The sequence below is a fragment of the Bacillus sp. KNSH39 genome, assembly GCF_052656585.1.
In genome coordinates this window covers 1592715-1613475 of the sequence record NZ_JBQXYO010000001.1, presented here as the reverse complement: position 1 = coordinate 1613475, position 20761 = coordinate 1592715, and the positions used below count along the sequence as shown (strand labels likewise).

The following is a 20761-nucleotide window of genomic DNA, read 5'->3' as shown; positions in this document are numbered from 1 at the left end:
GCTATTGTATGTAGTTTGTTCATCTCAAGTACAATAAAAGAGTCTTACCTCTGTAGGCAAGACTCCACTAGTATCGTTGTATAATATTTACATATCAACTAAAAAACAAAAACCATATAACACCAAGTAGGAGAATCCTAATATTCCTCCTACAGCTAATACTTGTTTAAACCAACTTTTAAATTTTATATTACTGTAAATATCTTGAACTTTTTCCATATTTCCTCCTATTAAGGAGAACCCTTAAAGACTCTCACTTCGTTATGGTACCATTAAAGAATGGCTAATAGAGGTCAAATATTGTCAAAACGTATAAATATGCAATATTGCATACAGAAATGTATTGTTACAAATGTAAGCGTTTACTATAATAAGGGTATAAAGTTTAATCACATCCCAGTATTAACAAAAAAGGAGGAAATAATATGGAAATCGCAATGGCAGTTTTAAAATTTATAGGTGGAGCAATCCCATTAGTTCAAGAGCTTCTAAAAGCATTTATGTAAATTCACTATTTAGCAATTATTTATAAAAATTATTATTCGTATGAGTAAAGCCCCTTTAACAATATTAGGGGGCTTTTTAAATTTCTAAATATTTAAGGTTACGTCACTTTTAGCTAGCAGAATTAATAGAGCTATTGAATTTTATAAGAAACAAGAAGCAGTTTCCTCACCACCTAAGATTATTTTCTCTGGTGGACAAGGATCAGATGAAAATATTTCTGAAGCGAAAGCTATGCAGGAGTATGCTGTGAATAATAGGATTCCTCTAGAGAATACAATAAAAGAGGACCGTTCTACTACAACATACCAAAATATGCTTTTTTCAAAGAGAATTATGGAATCATTAAAAGGAACACAGTATAACTGCATTTTTTCTACAAACAACTTCCATGTGTTTCGCGCCGGATTATACGCTAAAATAGTAGGATTAAATAGCCAAGGAATTGCCTCAAAAACAGCCTTCTATTATTGGCCAAATGCGATGATTCGAGAGTATATCGCAATCTTCGTTATGAATCGTGTACGTCACAGTATTGTAATAGCAATTATTATGGGATTCTCTATCATAGCAACCGGAGTAAATTATTTATTTTTTTAAGGGTGTTGTATAACTTATATTTTGGGAGTTATCTTAGGTAAGGAGTCACCTTAGGGTGACTCCTCTTTTTTGTGTTTATATGGGTTGGTTTATTTAAATGTTAGACTACAATGCAAGTGATTGTTATGATGTTGATTAAAAAGCAGCTGTTGTAGTCGTCTTTTTATTATCTTACAAAAGTGTAATCTTCATGTCATGTTCTTGAATTTCTTCTCAAATAAAAAGGGGTTATGATAACAGCATAATAAAAAACACATGAGGTGAATGACGTGAAAAGATATATTACACTTTTTAGTATTCTAGTTGTATTTGCTACAATGTTAGTTGGTTGCGATGTGAATCGTATGGGAAAAGATGAATACTATGTTCAAATTACAACTGATGCGAAAATAAAGTCAGGGGTATCTAAAGAAGGAAATAAATACACAGAGTATAATTATGAATTACAAGGATTTGACGAAAATGGTAATGAAAAAACAGTGAAATTTAATGGATTTAAAGAGCTTCGTAAAGAAGCATTCTTACGCGTGTTCCACTCCGATAAAAAAGGTGTAACTGCTTGGGAAGAGGTGAAGAAAGACGAGCTTCCTGGGAAGGTGAAAGAAAAATTAGACGTGAAATAAATGATTTATAATGGCGAACCCACATATTCGAAGGGTTCGCTGTTTTTTTGTGGGGTAATTTTGCCCAAATCCCCGAAAAGGGAGAATAAGCTAAATTAAGTAGGTATACCACCATATCGCCATAAAGACGTTATTCTTACGGTAGAATTATAGGAAAGGATGACGTTTTTTTATGTCTAATTCTGTATCTGACGACTTACAATTATTTGCACAGGAGATTAAGAGTCTTTTATCACCAAATACCTTACAGAATCTAGCTAGAGATGTTGGATTTTGGGTACCGCCACATCGCCATCAACCTAAGATTTTGAATTATCCCCAAAACGAAAATTTCATTCTTTCATAGTTGTCCATAGAAGTTCAGTTCGTTTTTTCGTTTATGGGAAGAATGTATTTTTTAACTTGATAGCACTGTGACGATTCCCCTAAGAGACCTAAAAAAACTATGTAAAGAAGGTTTTCCAAAAGATTAGGCATAGCGCTACTCTTTTTGGAAAACCCTAATCGATAAATTCGTGTTATTATTCTTGATATTGCTGTTGAACCGCCTCTGGTAGTTCCTCAAAGATTATTCTTTTAAAAATGTTAATAATACTTCATTAAATTCTTTTGTAGGAGTTGCGTTTAATCCATGAGGACAACTTGTATTAGAGCAAGTTTACTATCAGGAATGGAATCATATGTGCGTTTCCACTTAACTCAAAAGGTACAGTTGCATCAGAGTCACCGTGAATTATAAGATTTAATATAAATATAAAATTTACCAATATATATAAACCAGTATTATAGTTTGATACTAATTTATTTGATTCTTTTATTTATGTGCTTGTTAATTTAGCATAGATGATAAAAAATAAGGTTAATTGTCCTATTATCACAATATTCGGCACTACTATAATTAAATTAATAACAAAAAAGACTGCTAAAATTCCTAAAAACAAGCATAAATGATAAATATTCAAGCGGTGTTGTTCAAACCTGTATTGATGAAAAACAATTGTAGTTGACAGGAAATAGAGCAATACAGAACCAAAAACAAAATATAAGATAAAAGAATAATAGACCTCATGTAAAAATAATAATCTAATGGATGCTGCAACCATACTCAAAGACATTAAAATAAATAGATGACCGTAAATAATAATTTGACCAGAAGTTTGTCTAGACTTGTCGAGTTTCTTCTCCATGTTATCGAAATATTGCCACCACATCGAAATAATGAGGATAAATGAAATGATCGCAAAGCTTATTGAATCCCAATTTCCTTGTTTAGGTTGAATGACCACAAGAGTGCTTACAAGAGCTTCCCCAAAGAGAATAATGGAAAATAGACCAAATCTCTCTAACAAGTGGGCTGTATTTGTAGGAACCTTTTCTAAACACTTCCTTCCAAGCAGTGGGACAATAATATCGATAAGAATCCCAAAATATAACACAGCATATCGAATCCAAGAATCAAAAAAGACGGATAATAATGAAATAACGATTCCAATCCAAAAATATCTTCCTAAAAAGAGTGCTGCTTTTTTTCGAGCTCCCTCTTCTATACGCTGGACAACAAGATATTGAATTGCAGTCACGACCCTTAAGCCAATATAGCCAATTAAAAAAGAAAGATAATAAGGATCAAAATCAGCTGATAAGCTTGATGTCATTATTAGGACAAAAAACATTTGCAGGATCAAAAAAATTCTTTGATGAAATAAATCTTTTCCAAACCGGTTAACAAAGATGGTTTGCCCTACCCAAGCCCACCAGATCGGAATAAAAATTAAGACAAATTTTACTAAATACTCTGCATGGATTTGACCATCTTCAACATGAAGTAAAACATGAGTCGCAGCCGTCACTGCCGCCACAAATAACAAATCATAAAAGAGTTCTAACCACGTCACTTTCTTTTCTTCCATTTCGGTACTCCCTCCTTATAGTTAATAGTATGCTAAAAAGATATAGTAATTGGAAGAGAAAATAATATAGACATAAACCATTTTTCCTCATTATTGTATTCAACATAATCCCCTGGAACGTCAGTGTTACATTTTATATAGTTGGCTACCCTTAAAATTTTAATATTAAAATACAATACTTTTAGACCGTTTAGTTTTTCTCCTATGTCATCCGCTACGATTCTATCTCCACCATATAGGGGGCACCCTATATTCCCATCAATTTAAGAAATTTTAATACCTTTAAGTACAAAAAAACGTTATCATTTCTAAACAGGATAGATTAGAAATGATAACGTATGGATGATACTAGCTTATATTAGTCTTTCTGGTGCTGTGATGGTATATCATACTAATTAATAAAATGAAAGAATGTAGCAATAATAATTCTAGAATTTTTTATCATAAAGATGTAGCAACTATAGAACGCTTAGTAACAGCTATGAACAAGAAGAACGTAAAGCTAGAACAGGCTATAAATCGAGCAATGTCAAGTATTGAAGAAAATGAGATAGCAACTGTTGCTACAGATAGTGTAGCGGATACAGAACACGAACTTCATCACATGAGGTCTTTGGAATTGAACTGACGGGTAACTTTAACAAAATAAGGAGTACAATTAAACAGCCTAAAATATGCAAGTTTTTATGCGAAACTGCTTGCGTATTTTGGCTATTTTTGCATTCGTAAAAGTGCTATAAGTAAACAGCATTTTTAAATTGCCAAATACCCCCATGAGATCAATGGGACTTATATTCCACTTCTTTATCAGAATTATATTAAGAAGTGGAAATAGTATAAGTACCCAAAAAACGATAATAAAAACTGTATTCATCAGTTTCTACTCCTTATGTGAATCATAAAGTTATTATCCCGTTTATTGTGGGCTGACTAAAGTTTCACTTTATCTCTCCGTCTCAAAAAACTCAATCCACTCTCCATCAGGGCCAGCGAAGAATATGTAACGTGTTCCATCTGGTAATGTTTCGATTTCTTCTCCTAGTAAAAAGGTTACGCCGTGTTTTTGTATTCTTTCAATTTCATCCTCTAATGAATCTACCTTAAAGCAAATGTGATGTACTTTTCCTTCTGCCGGAAGAGAAGAGTTATAACCTTCAATGAGTTCGAGTATCGTTTCCTTCGATTCTTCCACACCTAAAAAAGCGAGTTTTAAGTCTGGGTTCGGGTGCCCCATACGTTTAAGGAGCTGTAAGCCGACTACTTCTTCATAAAATGAGATAGATGCTTCTAAGTTTGCAACCATAAGTCCAACGTGTTCTATTCTTCTAACTGGCATGTAGATTCCTTCTTTCTGAAAATTATATACAATATATTATTGAAAATTAAGAAAATAAGCAAGATAAAAACCTTACAAATTTTAGCGTGTTATATGGTATAGTGAGAAAGTATGTTTGGGGAGAAGGAAGGAGATTATACGATGAATACAACTACTCAAACTCCTTCATTATCGGAAACGATGAAAGAGTGGCATTATGCATTAGCATATGAAATTAAACATTGGAAAACGATAGGTGGTAGTAAAATTTCTATCATGAATGGTCGTTTTTTATATACAGATTATGAAAGTACAGTATACGTATTTCAGCTTATTTCGGAAGTAAGCTTACCTGAAGGTTCACCGATTCGAATTGAGTTCGATGGTGAGGAAGCGACAGGAGAAGTATTATCTGTACATGGATTAGAAATAGAACTGAAATTAAATGATTATATACAAGGTGAAATAAGAGAAGCGGTTTTATACAGTGAACCGTGGCAACTTTTAGAGCAACTGCAAGAGCGATTGAAAGAAGCGCGTAAAGATAAGCTGAAACGTAATCGTATAAAGCGTCTTGTTGATGGGACGAGCAGCCCGAAACATATTGAGAAGATGAAAAATCCAAAAAATGAACTGGCATATCGCGCGTTTTATAATCCGACAACGTACGTATGGGGACCGCCGGGAACAGGGAAGTCTTACAATTTATCACGTATTATTTCGGCCCATTATCAAAAAGGAAAATCGGTACTTGTGTTAGCTCATAGTAATGCGGCAGTAGACGTATTAATGAGTGAAGTAACGAAGCAAATTGAGAAGAAAAAGAAATGGACGCCTGGCGAAATTGTTCGTTACGGTTATAGTCAACATGAACATATACGAAATCATGAAACGTTACTTGCATCTAAGTTAGTTGAAACGACGAACGAATCATGGGGTGAGGAAAGACTCTATTTAGAAGAGACACGCCAAGAGCTTCGTGAAAAAATCTTATCGTATAAGGCAACGTCCTCTGATAAGAAGCGTATGCAGGAGATTGAAAGTGATCTTCGAAAGCAAAAGGCTAAAATTAAAGAAGTAGAAAAAGAATATATTGAAAATGCAAAAGTAATCGGCGCAACTTTATCGAAATGTGCCATTGATGCGCTAATTTATGAGCGTACATTTGATTTAGTTGTCGTAGATGAGGTGAGTATGGCGTTCGTTCCGCAAATTGCATTAGCTGCTTCACTTGGAAAACGTATCGTCGTTTGCGGTGACTTTTTACAGTTACCTCCAATTGCGATGGCAAATCATGAACTCGTTCGCAAATGGCTTGGGGAAGATATGTTTTACCATGCTGGGATTGTGGAGTCTGTTAATAAATCAGAAGCACACCCAAACCTATTTATGTTGCAGGAACAAAGACGTATGCATGCGGATATATCGAAGTTTACGAATTCGTTTATTTATAAAAATAGAGTATACGATCATCCGTCTGTTTCAGAGCGTAAAGAACTTGCGCAATTGCAGCCGTTTGCAAATGAAGCGAGTGTTTTATTTGATACGAGCCAAATGGGAGCTTTTTCGTTAAAAGATGCTGCTTCTGGTTCACGTTTTAACATTATGTCTGGTTTAGTAGCAATGCAAATGATGTTAATCGGATTGTTAGACGGTGTTCAATCAATTGGTATTGTGACACCTTACAGGGCGCAGTCACGCTTTTTATCGACGTGTATTAGAGAAATGTTGCAGAGAACGAAATATCAAAACATACCAGTTTTAGCGGCGACAGTTCATAAGTTCCAAGGTTCTGAAAGAGATATGATGATTTTTGATACGGTGGATAGTTATCCGCAAGAACGACCTGGTGTATTATTCTTTGATCACAAAAACCATCGCCTCGTCAATGTAGCAGTGACGAGAGCGAGAGGGTAACTAACTGTTACGATTTATTTAACCAATTATAACGAAAGTTAATTAAATATATCAGTAAGCCCTGCTAGTCAAGTGATTGGCTAGTAGTGAGGGTTAACTGCGGGCAATCCCTAAAGCTGATTGAACTACAACGTGGCTAGAAATAGCGAGCGTGAATGTCGCGAAAGCAGAAAAAATCAATCAGATGGTGCAAGGTTAAATCCTAAACACTAGAACAATGGGTCTTCCGCCTCGAATCATCTAAGTCAAAAGTGATAAGATGAACGTTCAACGACTATCTCGTATAACTGGCGAGAGTACATCACAAGCCTATGGTGGTGGAAAAATCCTCTATCTCTAAGTAGATAAACATATAGTCTGCGCTCATGTGAAAACATGAGAAGTTCATAAGAGAACTGGCTAAGGAATTGCGGCCCTAGTTGAACAAGATAAATTTTATTGAATCTATCAAACTTCATTGAATTCATCGAACGTACGTGCTGCGATAGGTTCAATGAGGTGAGAATAATAATGAAATTTTCACGAGTTAGTCAAGTATCGGAATTAACAGGTTTGTATCCTGGTAGTCTCAGGAGAATGCTGGTGGAACACGCTACGATTCAGAAGAACAAATCTTTCATTAAAGGAGTTACATTCTGATGATATTGGCGAAGAAAGTTAGACTGATTCCAACGCCTGAACAAGAAAAAGTGCTTAGAAACCATGCTGGTGCTGCAAGATTTGCTTATAACTATTGTAAAAGAATGAGTGATAGATACTATAAGCTATTTGGAAAATCTGTTTCACAGTTAGCTTTACAGAAACGATTTACAAAGATCAAGAAGCGAAAGAGATATGAGTGGTTAAAAGACATTAATGCACAAGTTCCCAAACAGGCTTCAAAAGATTTTGATACGGCGAGAAAAAATTCGTTCAAAAAGTACAAAAATGGTTCTCACACTTCTTATAAATCCAAAAAAGATTTAATCCAAGGATTTTATGCCAATTATGAAAGACTGATTATAGGAAAGAAAGTCGTTCATATTCAGTCTATTGGAGAAGTGAAAACAAGCCAACAACTACCAAGAAACAAAAAACCATCCAATCCAAGAGTTACCTTTGATGGTCGTCACTGGTGGATTAGTGTAGGATTCCAAGAAGACTTTGAATTCCAAGAACTAACGAACGAGTTGATTGGTGTGGATGTTGGGTTAAAAGAGTTGTTTGTAGCTTCTAATGGTATGAAAGAACGAAATATAAACAAAGATGCCAAGGTTAAAAAGCTTTTGAAAAGGAAAAAGTCAGCACAAAGAGATATGTCTAGGCGATTTAAAAAAGGTGTAAAAATTCAATCTGCCGGCTATGAAAAAGCGAAAGCTGAGCACCTGCGGTTATCTAGGAAAATTACGAATATCCGAAATAACCATATCCATCAAGCAACAGCTAAATTGGTGAAAACCAAACCAATGAGGATTGTTGTGGAAGACTTATCTATCTCAAACCTGTTAAAAAACAAAAAGCTATCGAAAGCATTTTCATTTCAAAAATTAAACTTCTTCTTTCAATGTTTGTCATACAAGTGCGAGAAGTACGGCATTGCGTATGTAAAAGCTGATAAATGGTTCGCCTCAAGCAAGATTTGCTCATGTTGCGGCGTAAAATACGACCATTCAGTTCAACCAGAAGGACAGTGGAGTTTAAAGATTCGTGAATGGCGTTGTGCTTCATGCAATAGCCATCACGATAGGGATGTAAATGCTGCGATAAATTTATCAAGATGGGTAAAATAAATGCTTGATAATAGGAGGTAACGATACTGCCTCGTGTGGAGTGTTATACCCCTCGTCCCTTCGGGGTTGCGAGAACACGATGAAGCACTAACTCGTGTAAATTTGATTGAATTGTATAGATTTAGTTAAGTTTATCGTATCGGAAGTTCATTCAATTATCAGATTGCCACTACATGCGCAAAAATTTATCGAGAAAACAAGCGTTATCACAATTAACAGCTCATATAGAACGTCACGGAGATGTGTATGATCGCACGACATCAAGACAATTGTGGGAACGGAAAATTTCGAAACGTTTACGCTGGTTTATGGAAATGAATCTTGAAGAGCCGAAAGGGCTATTAAAAGATATTTTAGCCGCAAAACGAAAAATTATTATTTCACTTCCAAGTACAAAACAAGTGGATAAGCGAGTATGGCAAGCGTTAATGCGTACAAATGCACAGATAATAGTTTATAGTGATGGACCAGTTCCACTGAAAAATGTAAAGTTACAAAGACAAAATAAAGCATTCCCGTTTATCGTAATTGATGATGAAATCTTCTGGGCAGGCGCACCGCTCACATCTCAAATGATATTTGAAGGTAGCACGGAATTTCCGTACGTATGTGCAAGACTGCAAGCACCAGAAACAATTGGTGTATTAAAAGGATTTTTAGATATTCGGTAAATTCGGATAGGAATTCCTTGACTTTTACTTGGAATGAACTTAGAATAAAAAATAATTTAATGTAATTTTATGAAAATTCTTATCACGAGAGGTGGAGGGACTGGCCCTATGATACCTCGGCAGCGGATTCGTTATGAATACTGTGCCAATTCCAGCAAGGTAACTTGAAAGATAAGAAAGAAGCTCATTTTGATTGTATATACAGAAGCCTCTTTCTATCTTTTAGAAAGAGGCTTTTTTACGTGAAAATAAAAGGAGGAAGAAAAATGGGAGCGACAGGAGTAGCGTCACAAAGAAAAACAATTGAAGAGAGTATCGAAAGAAATAAGGAAAAGTACATAGAAACAAGTCATGATATTCATGCGAATCCGGAGATTGGAAACCAAGAGTTTTACGCATCAAGAACGTTAAGTTTATTACTAGGTAGTGCAGGGTTTCAGTTGCAGCACAATATAGCTGGACATGAAACGGGATTTATCGCGCGAAAAAGCTCTGGAAAACAAGGACCAGCAATCGCATTTTTAGCTGAGTATGACGCTTTACCAGGACTTGGCCATGCGTGTGGTCACAATTTAATTGGCACAATTAGCGTTGCAGCAGCGATCGCATTATCAGAAACGCTTGAAGAAATTGGCGGGGAAGTTGTCGTTTTCGGAACACCAGCTGAAGAAGGAGGACCGAACGGTAGCGCAAAATCGAGTTATGTAAAGGCAGGCTTATTTAAAAATATTGATGCAGCGCTTATGATTCATCCGAGCGGAAAGACAGCAACAACGAGTCCTTCACTAGCAGTCGATCCACTTGATTTTCATTTTTACGGAAAAACAGCTCACGCTGCAGCTTCGCCAGAAGAAGGGATTAACGCATTAGATGCGGTTATTCAGCTCTATAACGGTATTAATGCACTTCGCCAACAACTTCCGTCAGACGTGAGAATTCATGGCGTCATTACAGAAGGAGGAAAAGCACCTAACATTATTCCTGACTATGCCGCGGCTAGGTTTTTCATCCGTGCAGCAACGCGAAAAAGATGCGCGGAAGTAACAGAAAAAGTAAGAAACATTGCTGAGGGAGCAGCGTTAGCAACAGGTGCGAAAGTAAAAATCCATCAATTCCAAAATGAAATCGATGAATTACTCGTAACAAAAACATATAACGATATTGTAGCGGAAGAACTAGAACTATTAGGTGAAGATGTAAATCGTAAAGAAAGAGTAGGAATCGGTTCAACCGACGCAGGAAACGTAAGTCAAGTCGTACCGACAATTCATCCGTACATTAAAATCGGACCAGATGATTTAATTGCACATACGAATGAATTTAGAGAAGCAGCACGTTCAGAACTTGGAGATAAAGCATTAATTACATCGGCAAAAGCATTAGCAAATACGGCGTATCGATTAATTACGGAAGAAGGGTTGTTAGAGAAGGTGAAGGAGGAGTTTAGAGAGGCGCAGAGGAATCAGGGGTAGGTGGTTAAAAGGAGTGGATGATCCACTCCTTTTTCTTTTTTGGAAAGCTGGTGCCTATCACTTTATTAGAATGACAATTTCTCCTCAAACTCACTCTTTAAAACAATTAAAGGAGACGATAAGCCGAATTGCATTAAAGAGTCTAAAAATGCAGCGAGAGAATCCATCGAATCGCTCATGACCTTCATCATATAATTAAATTCCCCACTAATTCGATATAAATCAGTTACTTCAGGAGCGGCATTACAATATTGGATAAAATCAGAGCATTGGCTCGTTTTAAACATGATGAATGCTTGAATGTTTTTATTAATTTTAGAAGGTTCAAATTTCGTTCGGTAAGCCGCTATAACTCCTTGATCTTCAAGTTTATTCATACGCTCCTTTACAGCAGGCTGCGTCATGGATATAATTCTTCCTATTTCTGAAACAGAAATTCTCGCATTTTCATACAACAAGTGCATTATTTTATGGTCAATTTCATCCAGTTTTACAGCGTTTTGCATTGTGTAGCCTCCTTATTTTGTTTTCTAAAGTAAATTACGAATTATAATTATAATATCATAAGCGACCGAACTGAATTACCTATAAATCTATATTTAAAATAATTGGTGTTTGTATGAAAATATAAGTATAGGTTTTTATCAAACGGAAATTTAGGAAGGATGGAAAAAATGAAGAATCTTGATGGAAAAGTAGCGTTAGTAACAGGGGCGAGTCGAGGAATTGGTCGTGCGATTGCGATGAGATTGGCAAACGACGGTGCATTAGTTGCGATTCACTACGGTCGAAATAAAACAGCTGCAGATGAAACGATTAGTGAGATTGAATCTAATGGAGGAAAAGCGTTCTTAATTGAAGCTGAACTCAATTCAATTGATGGTGTCAAAAAGCTAGTAGAACAGTTAAAGCATGAATTACAAATAAAAGTTGGTACATCAGAGATTGATATTTTAGTAAACAATGCAGGGATAGGTACACAAGGAACGATTGAAAATACGACAGAAGAAGTTTTTGATGAAATTATGTCTGTAAATATGAAAGCACCATTCTTTTTAATCCAGCAAACATTACCATTAATACGAGCAGAGGGTCGCATTATTAACATTTCATCAGCTGAAGTACGACTTGGTTTTACAGGCTCAATTGCATACGGCTTAAGTAAAGGTGCGCTTAATACGATGACACTGCCTCTAGCTAAACATCTTGGAGAAAGAGGTATAACAGTGAATACAATTATGCCTGGATATACGAAGACAGATATCAATGCAAAATTGCTAGATGATCTGGAAATACGAAATTTTGCTACCAACTCATCTGTGTTCGGACGAATAGGGCAAGTTGAAGATATTGCAGATGCAGTAGCATTCCTTGCTTCTTCTGATAGCCGCTGGGTAACGGGGCAGATTTTAGATGTTTCTGGTGGGTTTTGTTTATAGGGTCACTACTCCATAGCCATCAAGCTAATCTAGTAATTTATAGAAAGATAGGCATACTAAAGAAGTCTATTAAAACGTGATTTTTTCGCTAGGCAACTTGAATCAGGGGGCATTTCTTTTTCTTAAGTTGACGGGTATGTATGGTGCCCCCGATTAGACGATAGTGAATGAACAATTTCGGGGTTCAGTTCAACTTTATTCAAAATAAGATTTTTTGCAGTAAAATCAATGTTAGTGGAACTTTTTTAAAAATTAACATAAATACTTGCAATATTTAAACTAGTACTATATAGTTCTAGTTATGACAAAGATAAAATTAATGAATCAAAAACGTGTGATTGAGGTAGCTGCAACATTATTTTTAGAAAAAGGGTTTGCTTATACAAGTATGGATGAATTAGTACGTGTAAGCAAAGTTTCAAAGTCTAATGTGTATTATCATTTTTCTAATAAGGAAGTATTATTAGAAGGGGTCGTTGATTATTGGATTGAAATGTATCAATCTGCAATTGATGACATACTTTCTCAGAACCAATTTTTAGTTGAAGATCGTATCCAACTGTTTTTAAAGCAATTATCACAAGGAGTTCAGTCGAGGGAGTATAAGGGGAGCTGTCCATTTATTACTCTTTATATTCAAAGTCCTAAACAGGCCACGCAAATAAAAGAAAAAATAGGTCTTTTTTTTACAGGATTACAAAAGAAAGTTTCTCTATTACTTAAACAAGGGGTAGAGAATGGAGAATTCAGAAATACGATTAATATTGATGAGGTTGCATCACTTTTTATTACAAATCTTGAAGGAGCGTTATTTATTTCAGAAACATTGAAGGATGCAACTGTAATCACGAAAACAGCAGATCATTTTTTAAAATTGCTTCGATAAAAGAAGCATTTTTTTTACATCAAATTAGTACTAAGTAGTACTAAAAGGGGGATTTTATATGAGAACAGTATTTTTAACTGGTGGAACAGGCTTTATTGGAAAACAATTAGTAAAAGAATTAGCCAAAGAGGATGTTAAAATTCTTCTTTTAGTGAGGTCGAAAAATAAAGCAACACGCCTTTTTCAAGAAAGAGGCATCTTAAAAAAGGAAGTTATGCACTTTATTGAAGGTGATTTGACGAAAATAGATTTAGGTCTAAGTGCTGAAGATAAGGAGAGGGTATTGAAAACGGATGTGATTATTCACGCAGGAGGCCCCATGGATATTCAAGCGACAAGTAAAGAGGCAGCTTCCGTATTTTTAAATGGTGCCAAACATATTAGTGAATTAGCTGAAAGTATTCATCAATTGAAGGGTTTGCAACAATTTATTCATGTTGTAGGTTATATGAGTCCCTTTGATGATAAAAATAGCAAGATTGCAATTGATGTGTTTAAAGAAGGAAACAATTATTTGAAAATAAAAAATCCATATGAGAGAACAAAATTTTTAGCAGATCTTTATATCCGTCAGCAGGCATCAGCAGTAGGTTATCCGCTTTCTGTAATTAATCCGCCAACTGTAGTCGGTAGTAGTAAAACAGGGAGTACAGAGCAGATAGCAGGATTAGGTTTGCTTGTGATGAGTATGCGAAGAGGGCTCATGCCAGTGATTCCTGGAGGTAAGGGATATAGGTTACCACTTATTTCAAACGATGAGCTTGCGAAGTTTATTGTGCAGGTTTTCAGATTGGAGCAACCGACTATTCAAACATATACACTTGTTGAAGACAAACAGCACGATCAAAACATTGCTGAATTATTAAGTATTATGTCGGAAAGTATGAATATGAGGGCACCAAAAATTTCTGTTCCAATGCCATTTATGAAAGCAATTATGAATAGTGGAGGAAGTAAAATAACAAAAATTCCTTCTGATGGACTGAATTTTATTACAAAACAAAAATTTTCAAATGTTTCAGCGAAAAAAATTATGGGAGGAGATTGGTTTAAGAAGACGAGTGTAATGAAATTTTTCCCTGCCGTAGTAGCTGATCTGGATTATCGAATAATGTATCAAAATGGCCGGCATAATCATTTATTTAAACGAACATTATGCGATAACACTACCCTTTACCAATTACAAGGAAAGGGTAAACCGTTTATTTTATTACATGGTTTATTGAGTGATGGAGAGGATTTATTTCCTTTAGCGCAAGGGCTTCATGAAAAAACTGGTCAACCTGTATGGATCTTGGATCTTCCAGGTTTGGGACGGTCTCCTTTTAAACAAGAGAAAAATCTTCTAGATATCTATTTGAATGTAGTGAAAAAGTTATTGGAGAAAGCTACGAATGGTGCGCATCTAATTGGACATTCATTCGGTGCGTTTATTCTTCTGGAAGCATTGGTACAAGAGTACATAGATAAGAAGTATTCAATCACTTTACTTCAGCCACCTGTTGCTAAAAAAAATGCTAAATCGCTAAATGTTCCTCAAGTTATGAACAAATGGACATTAAAATTAGCAACTACTAATTTGATAGGGCGTTATTTATTAAGTAATGGTTTGTTTGAAAGTACGGAGAGCATCCCTGAACATTATATTGAAAAGATAAGTAAAAGTTTTACTTCTCCTAGAATTTTAAATACTACGGTTCAGCTTAACAGTTTACTACTGAAAAACGATCAAGGTGATTTCAATGAAGTAACAAAGTATAATCTTCACATTATTTGGGGGGATTATGACAGAGCCTATTCTGCTCCATCGCATCTTGGTAAGGTTGATTTTGTTCCATATGGCCATCATTTTCCTCTTAGCCACCCGAGTGAAACGGCAACATTAGTAATAAAAAATAGTAATACTAGCAAATGAGAGTGTAGGATAAATAAAAAGTGTGTAGTAAGATCGTTGTGTCTTTGAAATAAAATCGTACTGTTTGGAGTCCCGCGAACAAGACGCGAATTTTGCACGCTAAGCAAAAAAACAATAAGCTGTCTACATGGACAGCTTATTTACATTATTCTCGTTATTGGAAGTTATTTTTAACTTTTCCTGATCTGAAAGAGTCAATCTTTTTTTGATTATATAATTTATCAATAATTATTCTTTTTTCTCCGGCTGATAGGAAAGAATAACGACACCTGAACTGGTCGTTCTTGTTTCGATCAGTTTTAAAGCCTTTGTATCGTTTCCGGTTTTAAAGAGATGCTTTCCGCTTCCCACGATAACAGGATTGACCATAAAATGATATTCATCAATGAGGTCGTGTTGCATCAATGTTTGGATAAGCTCACCACTACCATAAATTAAAAGGTTCTGACCGGGCTGTTCCTTCAATTTCGATATTTCTTCTACAATATTACCCTTGATAAGATTTGCATTCCATTCGGTTTTTTCTAAAGTTGTTGAAGCAACAAATTTAGGCATGCTGTTCATCTTATCAGCAAAACCTTCTTCATCAGTCATAGAAGGCCAGGCAGCTGCAAAACCTTGATAGGTTACTCGCCCTAGTAGAAGAGCTTCACTTTCAAACAGTAAATCGGATTGAAACTTTGCTACTTCTTCATTGAAATATGGAGCAGTCCAAGCTGGTTCCTCCATGACACCATCTAGTGAGAGGTACATCGATACAATTATTTGTCCCATTTTATTCTCCTTTAATTTTAAATTGAGATTTTTACATATTGGTAACACAATTATTAATTCTCCAGCTAGAGAAATTCTCCCTTTTTAATAGTTTCGACAAAATGTATTAATATATGTTTCGGAATAACTCAATATATATTAATAACTTTGAAATATTGTATAACTTCTAATTTTTATGCATTATTGATTAGCATTGCTTATTGTGCTAACGAATCAGGATAGTGTGGAGACCGACCAACTAAATAGTTGCTTATCCTCAATTATTAGAAGGAAAGTTCTATCATTTCGCGAATTTATTAGACATAGACGAGTGCTATAATTTTCTATATCTACATATAAGAGGTGACTACGCATGAATCAAAGACCGTCAGAAGAAGAATACGCCGGAAGCTCCGGCGAATATATCCGTTTGGTGCCGGACGGTAACATCATCGACATTCTGCTCGCCCAGGAAAAGCAAATGACAGAGCTCCTGGCATCGTTGACCGAAAGCCAGGCCACATATCGGTATGCGGAAGGAAAATGGACGCTGAAAGAAGTCGTGGGCCACATTACAGACGCGGAACGCGTCATGACCTACCGCCTGCTCCGGTTCGCAAGAGGGGACCAGACGCCTCTGACCGGTTTCGATCAGGAATTATTCATACCTCCTTTCGGAAGCTGGACAACCGCGCAATTGGCCGAAGACTACCGGGCCGTACGGCAATCAACGCTTACATTGTTGCGCGGGCTACCAGCGGAGGCGTGGACCCGCAAGGGCACAGCCAACAACCTAAGCATTACGGCGCGCGCCCTCGCATACGGCGTCGCAGGACACGAACTTCATCACATGGCGGTCATCCGAAATCGGTATTTGAGTTAATCGCCGGCTGAGGCCATTGGAATGGAACTAACACCTATCATACAATCTTTTAGATACCGTTCTTATGGGGGGCCCGCCCCACAACCATCAACTTAAGGATTTAGACTATTTTTATGAATATGCACCAAAAACAAGAGCATATCGATTTTTCTCATTTTGGGGTATTTGTTTTTCTTAGATTGAGGGTGATGGGGCACTACTCTATAATGATCAAATTAAAATTTAAAATAGTTATAGAGACTCCATTTCTCGGAAATATTGTAACTATTAAGTTGTAAAAAGAACCATAGTTTTTCATTTTTGAAAAGGTTATGGTCTTTTTTAATTGTAACAAAGATATGATGCGAGGAAGTTTTTTAGATAAATCAAAAAAACTTGATTAATAAGTTGCATATAGAACTCATCTACGTATATACTATAAACATCAAAAAAAGTTGATGAAGGGAAGTGAACTACAGTGGCACAAAATTTTCAGCTCTATGAGAAAAAGTTTAAAGCGTTGGCGGATCAGAAACGTTTAGAAATCATGTATGAACTTTGCCAGCGAGGACAGACGTGTGTATGTGATTTAACAGAAGTTTTTGAAATGACGCAATCTAAATTATCATATCATTTAAAAATTTTATTAGATGCAGGTTTGATTGTAAAAGAAACAAAAGGTACGTGGAGTTATTATGATTTAAATGATGCGGAAGTGAATAATTTATTATCAGAAGAATTGTGCTGTATCTTTAGAAAAACAGGGAAAGGTAGTTGCTGTTAAAATTTTGAGTTATTAATCAAAAAAAATTGATTAATGATATATAAAAAGGAGGAATAAGGTATGAGATATGTTCACGTCGGTATAAACGTTACGAATTTAGAGAAGTCTATTGAATTTTATGAAAAGGTATTTGGTGTTTCACCAGTTAAAGTGAAAACAGATTATGCAAAATTTTTATTAGAGACGCCAGGACTTAATTTTACGCTGAACGTGCGAGATGAAGTGAAGGGAAATCAGGTAAATCATTTTGGTTTCCAAGTGGATACAGCTGAAGAAATTACATTGCATAAAGAACGATTAGAAAAAGAAGGTTTCTTCGCGCGTGATGAGATGGATACGACTTGTTGCTATGCAGTGCAAGATAAGTTTTGGGTAACAGATCCAGATGGGAATGAGTGGGAATTCTTTTATACGAAAGCAGATAGTAATGTTCACAAAATTGAAGAGTCATCTTGTTGCGCGACTTCAAATGAGGTAGCTAAAAATTCTTGTTGTTAATAGGAGATGGAAAATAAAATGAAACGTTTATCTTTTCTAGACCGATATTTAACACTATGGATTTTTCTAGCGATGGCTGTTGGGATTGGTTTAGGGTTTGTGTTCCCTAGTGTAGTAGACGGACTGAATACATTACAGGTTGGAACGACGTCTATTCCGCTTGCTGTTGGTTTAATTGTAATGATGTATCCACCGTTAGCGAAAGTTCGCTATGAGGAAATGGGCCGAGTATTTAAAGATGTAAAAGTGTTAGTGCTATCTTTAGTACAAAATTGGATTATTGGTCCGGTACTTATGTTTGTGTTAGCAATTATTTTTCTTCCTGATAAACCAGAATACATGGTTGGTCTCATTATGATTGGGTTAGCACGTTGTATTGCAATGGTAATTGTTTGGAACGATCTTGCTGATGGGGATAAAGAGTATGCGGCAGGTTTAGTTGCTTTTAATTCGGTATTCCAAATGCTCTTTTTCTCAGTTTATGCATACGTATTTGTAACTGTAATTCCAGAATGGTTAGGGATTGAAGGTGCTATTGTCGATATTACAATGATAGAAGTAGCAAAATCAGTATGTATCTATTTAGGAATTCCTTTTATAGCAGGTATGTTGACACGCTTTGTACTAGTTAAGTTAAAAGGAAGACAGTGGTATGAAAAAGTGTTTATACCTAAAATTAGTCCACTTACATTACTTGCATTGCTATTTACAATCATCGTTATGTTCTCTTTAAAAGGAGAGATGATTGTTAGCGTGCCACTAGATGTGGTAAGAATAGCGATTCCGTTATTAATCTATTTTATTGTAATGTTTTTTGTTTCTTTCTTTATGGGAAGAAAAATTGGTGCAAACTATCCGGTGACGACAACGTTAGCATTTACAGCAGGTAGTAATAACTTTGAGTTAGCAATTGCTGTAGCAGTTGGTGTGTTTGGTATTCATTCGGGCGCAGCATTCGCAGCTGTCATTGGACCGTTAGTCGAAGTACCTGTCATGATTGCACTTGTAAATGTCGCTTTTTGGTTTAAACGTAAATATTTTAATGATCAATCAACTTAAAAACAAAGGTGGAAAACAACATGGAAAACAAAAAAACAATCTATTTCTTATGTACAGGAAATTCATGCCGAAGCCAAATGGCAGAAGCGTGGGGTAAACAATATTTAGGAGGTAAGTGGAATGTATATTCTGCAGGAATCGAAGCACATGGAGTGAATCCAAATGCGATTAAAGCAATGAATGAAGTGAATATCGATATAACAAATCAAACATCAGATATGATTGATACAAACATTTTAAATAATGCTGATTTAGTCGTTACACTTTGTAGTCATGCGGATTCTGTTTGTCCTTCGACACCTTCGCACGTAAATCGTGTTCACTGGGGATTTGATGACCCGGCAGGAAAAGAATGGTCTGAATTTCAACGTGTTCGCGATGAAATTGGTGAACGTATAAAACGATTTTCTGAAACAGGTGAGTAAATAAAGGAAAGAGTCAACTCAATCGAGTAGGCTCTTTTTTATGTGCTATGAAACTTCAAAATAGAACGGTATGACGGTAGTAGAATGTTGTAATAAACGTGGATTTAATCACGAAAAAAACGACTCCATTCACGTTTTTCAGGTTATCTGATGTATAGGTGAATTTTTTGAGAAAAAAATGTTTATAAAAAGCCTTGAAATATTCTGAAAATTAAATTATTATTATCCATGTAAACTACTAAGTAATCGTTTACATGGATGAAATAAGGGTTTAAACAAAACTGAAGTAAACGATTTCTTGAAAACTAAGAAAGAGTGATAAAATGGCAAAATCTACAATTAAAGATGTTGCAATGGAAGCGAATGTGTCTACAGCTACAGTATCTCGAGTGTTAAACGAAAGTGGATTTGTAAGTGACGACATTAAAGATCGTGTTTTTTTAGCTGTGAAGAAGCTTAATTATCAACCAAATGCGATTGCTAGAAGTTTAAAGCAAGATAAAACATACACGATTGGTGTTGTGATTCCGGATATCACAAATCATTATTACATGACAATTTCAAAGGCGATTGAAGATATTGTGCAGCAAAAGGGCTATAACCTTATTTTCTGTAGTAGTCACGAAAATCCTAAGAAAGAGGATAAATTGTTGCAGCTACTAGTGGAACAACGGGTAGATGCTATTGTGTTGGCTACTGCTGGAGGTTGTGAAGAAAGAGTAAGAAGTATTCATCAAGCTGGTGTACCAATAGTTTTAGTTGATCGGACTGTTGAGATTGGAGATTCAAAATTAGATTCGGTTGTAGAAAGTAATTTTGAAAGTGCTTATAGATTAACGAGCTATCTTTTAAAACAGGGTCATCGATCTATTGGTCTTGTGAATGGATTGTTAAACGTTAGTACAGGTAAAGAGCGTTATGAAGGATTTCAGAAAGCTTTGGAAGAGTTCGGGATTCAGGAAGATGAAAACTATACGTTTAATAGCACTTTCACAAGAGAAGGTGGTATGAAAGCAGTTGATTATTTTCTTAATTTTACTGAGAAACCGTCAGCGATTCTATCTTTGAACAATGAAATGGCATTTGGTGTTCTTCTTGAACTAACAAAGAGAGGCTACTCAATACCAGAGGACATCGTGATCGCTTCTTTTGGTGATGTGGAAGCAGCACAATTATTACAAGCGCCTGGGATTATATCGGTAGCGCACAAACCATACGAAATGGGAGAAAGGGTAGGTGATATATTACTGAAACGCTTAAATAATGAAGAAGGTCCCTTTAATGAAATATTTACACCTCCATTACTAATAGATGCACAAAGTGTACGTAGTTGAAACGTATTTTCGTTAAGATAAAAAT

The 20761-nt window shown here is 35.7% G+C and carries 17 protein-coding genes, 6 pseudogenes and 1 riboswitch; of the genes and pseudogenes, 17 read left to right on the top strand and 6 right to left on the bottom strand.

Annotated features, from left to right (window positions below):
• Nucleotides 1-87: 87 nt before the first annotated feature.
• A complete protein-coding gene (locus ACUL40_RS08090) occupies nucleotides 88-219 on the bottom strand; it encodes a hypothetical protein (protein WP_255309955.1) in 132 nt (43 codons plus the stop codon).
• 99 nt (nucleotides 220-318) lie between these two features.
• Here ACUL40_RS08090 and ACUL40_RS08085 point away from each other — a divergent pair.
• The 3 genes and pseudogenes from ACUL40_RS08085 to ACUL40_RS08075 all read left to right on the top strand — a co-directional run bounded on the left by ACUL40_RS08085 (nucleotide 319) and on the right by ACUL40_RS08075 (nucleotide 1727).
• Nucleotides 319-506, top strand: a pseudogene (locus tag ACUL40_RS08085) (hypothetical protein).
• 94 nt (nucleotides 507-600) lie between these two features.
• Nucleotides 601-1104, top strand: a pseudogene (locus tag ACUL40_RS08080) (YdcF family protein); the annotation flags it as partial.
• A 269-nt stretch (nucleotides 1105-1373) separates the two neighbouring features.
• On the top strand, nucleotides 1374-1727 hold the full coding sequence (locus ACUL40_RS08075; protein ID WP_000833211.1) for a YxeA family protein: 354 nt from the start codon (nucleotides 1374-1376) through the stop codon (nucleotides 1725-1727).
• 568 nt (nucleotides 1728-2295) lie between these two features.
• Here ACUL40_RS08075 and ACUL40_RS08070 read toward each other — a convergent pair.
• Together ACUL40_RS08070 and ACUL40_RS08065 are read right to left on the bottom strand one after the other, a co-directional pair.
• Nucleotides 2296-2476: pseudogene (locus ACUL40_RS08070) on the bottom strand (alpha/beta fold hydrolase); the annotation flags it as partial.
• 69 nt (nucleotides 2477-2545) lie between these two features.
• Nucleotides 2546-3637 carry a low temperature requirement protein A gene (locus ACUL40_RS08065; RefSeq protein WP_000391548.1) on the bottom strand — a complete coding sequence of 364 codons (1092 nt, stop codon included), beginning with the start codon at nucleotides 3635-3637 and terminating at the stop codon, nucleotides 2546-2548.
• Between the two features lie 409 nt (nucleotides 3638-4046).
• Here ACUL40_RS08065 and ACUL40_RS08060 point away from each other — a divergent pair.
• Nucleotides 4047-4229, top strand: a pseudogene (locus tag ACUL40_RS08060) (hypothetical protein); the annotation flags it as partial.
• Between the two features lie 351 nt (nucleotides 4230-4580).
• Here ACUL40_RS08060 and ACUL40_RS08055 read toward each other — a convergent pair.
• On the bottom strand, nucleotides 4581-4973 hold the full coding sequence (locus tag ACUL40_RS08055; protein ID WP_001145268.1) for a VOC family protein: 393 nt from the start codon (nucleotides 4971-4973) through the stop codon (nucleotides 4581-4583).
• Between the two features lie 111 nt (nucleotides 4974-5084).
• On the opposite strand from ACUL40_RS08055, the pseudogene ACUL40_RS08050 reads away from it, so the two are divergent.
• The 4 genes and pseudogenes from ACUL40_RS08050 to ACUL40_RS08035 all read left to right on the top strand — a co-directional run.
• Nucleotides 5085-6866: pseudogene (locus ACUL40_RS08050) on the top strand (AAA domain-containing protein); the annotation flags it as partial.
• Nucleotides 6867-7507: 641 nt separating this feature from the next.
• Complete coding sequence (locus ACUL40_RS08045) at nucleotides 7508-8638, top strand: RNA-guided endonuclease InsQ/TnpB family protein (protein ID WP_000599325.1); 1131 nt, start codon at nucleotides 7508-7510, stop codon at nucleotides 8636-8638.
• Nucleotides 8639-8781: 143 nt separating this feature from the next.
• Nucleotides 8782-9309, top strand: a pseudogene (locus ACUL40_RS08040) (AAA domain-containing protein); the annotation flags it as partial.
• 76 nt (nucleotides 9310-9385) lie between these two features.
• Nucleotides 9386-9487, top strand: a riboswitch (SAM riboswitch).
• An 88-nt stretch (nucleotides 9488-9575) separates the two neighbouring features.
• Complete coding sequence (locus ACUL40_RS08035) at nucleotides 9576-10781, top strand: M20 family metallopeptidase (RefSeq protein ID WP_074047908.1); 1206 nt, start codon at nucleotides 9576-9578, stop codon at nucleotides 10779-10781.
• Nucleotides 10782-10846: 65 nt separating this feature from the next.
• Here ACUL40_RS08035 and ACUL40_RS08030 read toward each other — a convergent pair whose 3' ends face one another.
• A complete protein-coding gene (locus tag ACUL40_RS08030) occupies nucleotides 10847-11287 on the bottom strand; it encodes an Lrp/AsnC family transcriptional regulator (protein ID WP_074047909.1) in 441 nt (146 codons plus the stop codon).
• 168 nt (nucleotides 11288-11455) lie between these two features.
• Between ACUL40_RS08030 and ACUL40_RS08025 the strand changes: the two genes are divergently transcribed.
• From ACUL40_RS08025 to ACUL40_RS08015, 3 genes are all read left to right on the top strand, one after another.
• The gene (locus ACUL40_RS08025) at nucleotides 11456-12220 is read left to right on the top strand and encodes an SDR family oxidoreductase (RefSeq protein ID WP_139245426.1); all 765 of its coding nucleotides are present in this window, start codon (nucleotides 11456-11458) and stop codon (nucleotides 12218-12220) included.
• Between the two features lie 319 nt (nucleotides 12221-12539).
• Nucleotides 12540-13106: a TetR/AcrR family transcriptional regulator gene (locus ACUL40_RS08020; protein WP_001072312.1), complete on the top strand. Its 567-nt coding sequence runs from the start codon at nucleotides 12540-12542 to the stop codon at nucleotides 13104-13106.
• 58 nt (nucleotides 13107-13164) lie between these two features.
• Nucleotides 13165-15021: an alpha/beta fold hydrolase gene (locus ACUL40_RS08015; protein ID WP_445422830.1), complete on the top strand. Its 1857-nt coding sequence runs from the start codon at nucleotides 13165-13167 to the stop codon at nucleotides 15019-15021.
• A 228-nt stretch (nucleotides 15022-15249) separates the two neighbouring features.
• Here the strand turns inward: ACUL40_RS08015 and ACUL40_RS08010 are convergent, their stop codons facing one another.
• Nucleotides 15250-15795, bottom strand: coding sequence for a dihydrofolate reductase family protein (locus tag ACUL40_RS08010; protein ID WP_000529756.1), 546 nt, complete (start codon nucleotides 15793-15795; stop codon nucleotides 15250-15252).
• Between the two features lie 352 nt (nucleotides 15796-16147).
• On the opposite strand from ACUL40_RS08010, the gene ACUL40_RS08005 reads away from it, so the two are divergent.
• The 6 genes from ACUL40_RS08005 (at nucleotide 16148) to ACUL40_RS07980 (ending at nucleotide 20736) form a co-directional block, all read left to right on the top strand.
• On the top strand, nucleotides 16148-16657 hold the full coding sequence (locus tag ACUL40_RS08005) for a DinB family protein (RefSeq protein ID WP_074047913.1): 510 nt from the start codon (nucleotides 16148-16150) through the stop codon (nucleotides 16655-16657).
• A gap of 457 nt (nucleotides 16658-17114) precedes the next feature.
• Nucleotides 17115-17420 (top strand): arsenical resistance operon transcriptional regulator ArsR, encoded by a 306-nt coding sequence (gene arsR / locus ACUL40_RS08000; RefSeq protein WP_002026021.1) that lies wholly within the window; start codon nucleotides 17115-17117, stop codon nucleotides 17418-17420.
• A 60-nt stretch (nucleotides 17421-17480) separates the two neighbouring features.
• The gene (locus tag ACUL40_RS07995) at nucleotides 17481-17918 is read left to right on the top strand and encodes an ArsI/CadI family heavy metal resistance metalloenzyme (protein WP_001271013.1); all 438 of its coding nucleotides are present in this window, start codon (nucleotides 17481-17483) and stop codon (nucleotides 17916-17918) included.
• A gap of 18 nt (nucleotides 17919-17936) precedes the next feature.
• Nucleotides 17937-18977 carry an ACR3 family arsenite efflux transporter gene (arsB, locus tag ACUL40_RS07990; RefSeq protein ID WP_061457430.1) on the top strand — a complete coding sequence of 347 codons (1041 nt, stop codon included), beginning with the start codon at nucleotides 17937-17939 and terminating at the stop codon, nucleotides 18975-18977.
• 20 nt (nucleotides 18978-18997) lie between these two features.
• Nucleotides 18998-19402 carry an arsenate reductase (thioredoxin) gene (gene arsC / locus ACUL40_RS07985; RefSeq protein WP_000428364.1) on the top strand — a complete coding sequence of 135 codons (405 nt, stop codon included), beginning with the start codon at nucleotides 18998-19000 and terminating at the stop codon, nucleotides 19400-19402.
• 323 nt (nucleotides 19403-19725) lie between these two features.
• Nucleotides 19726-20736, top strand: a complete 1011-nt coding sequence (locus tag ACUL40_RS07980; RefSeq protein ID WP_445422831.1) for a LacI family DNA-binding transcriptional regulator — start codon at nucleotides 19726-19728, stop codon at nucleotides 20734-20736.
• Nucleotides 20737-20761 lie beyond the last annotated feature (25 nt).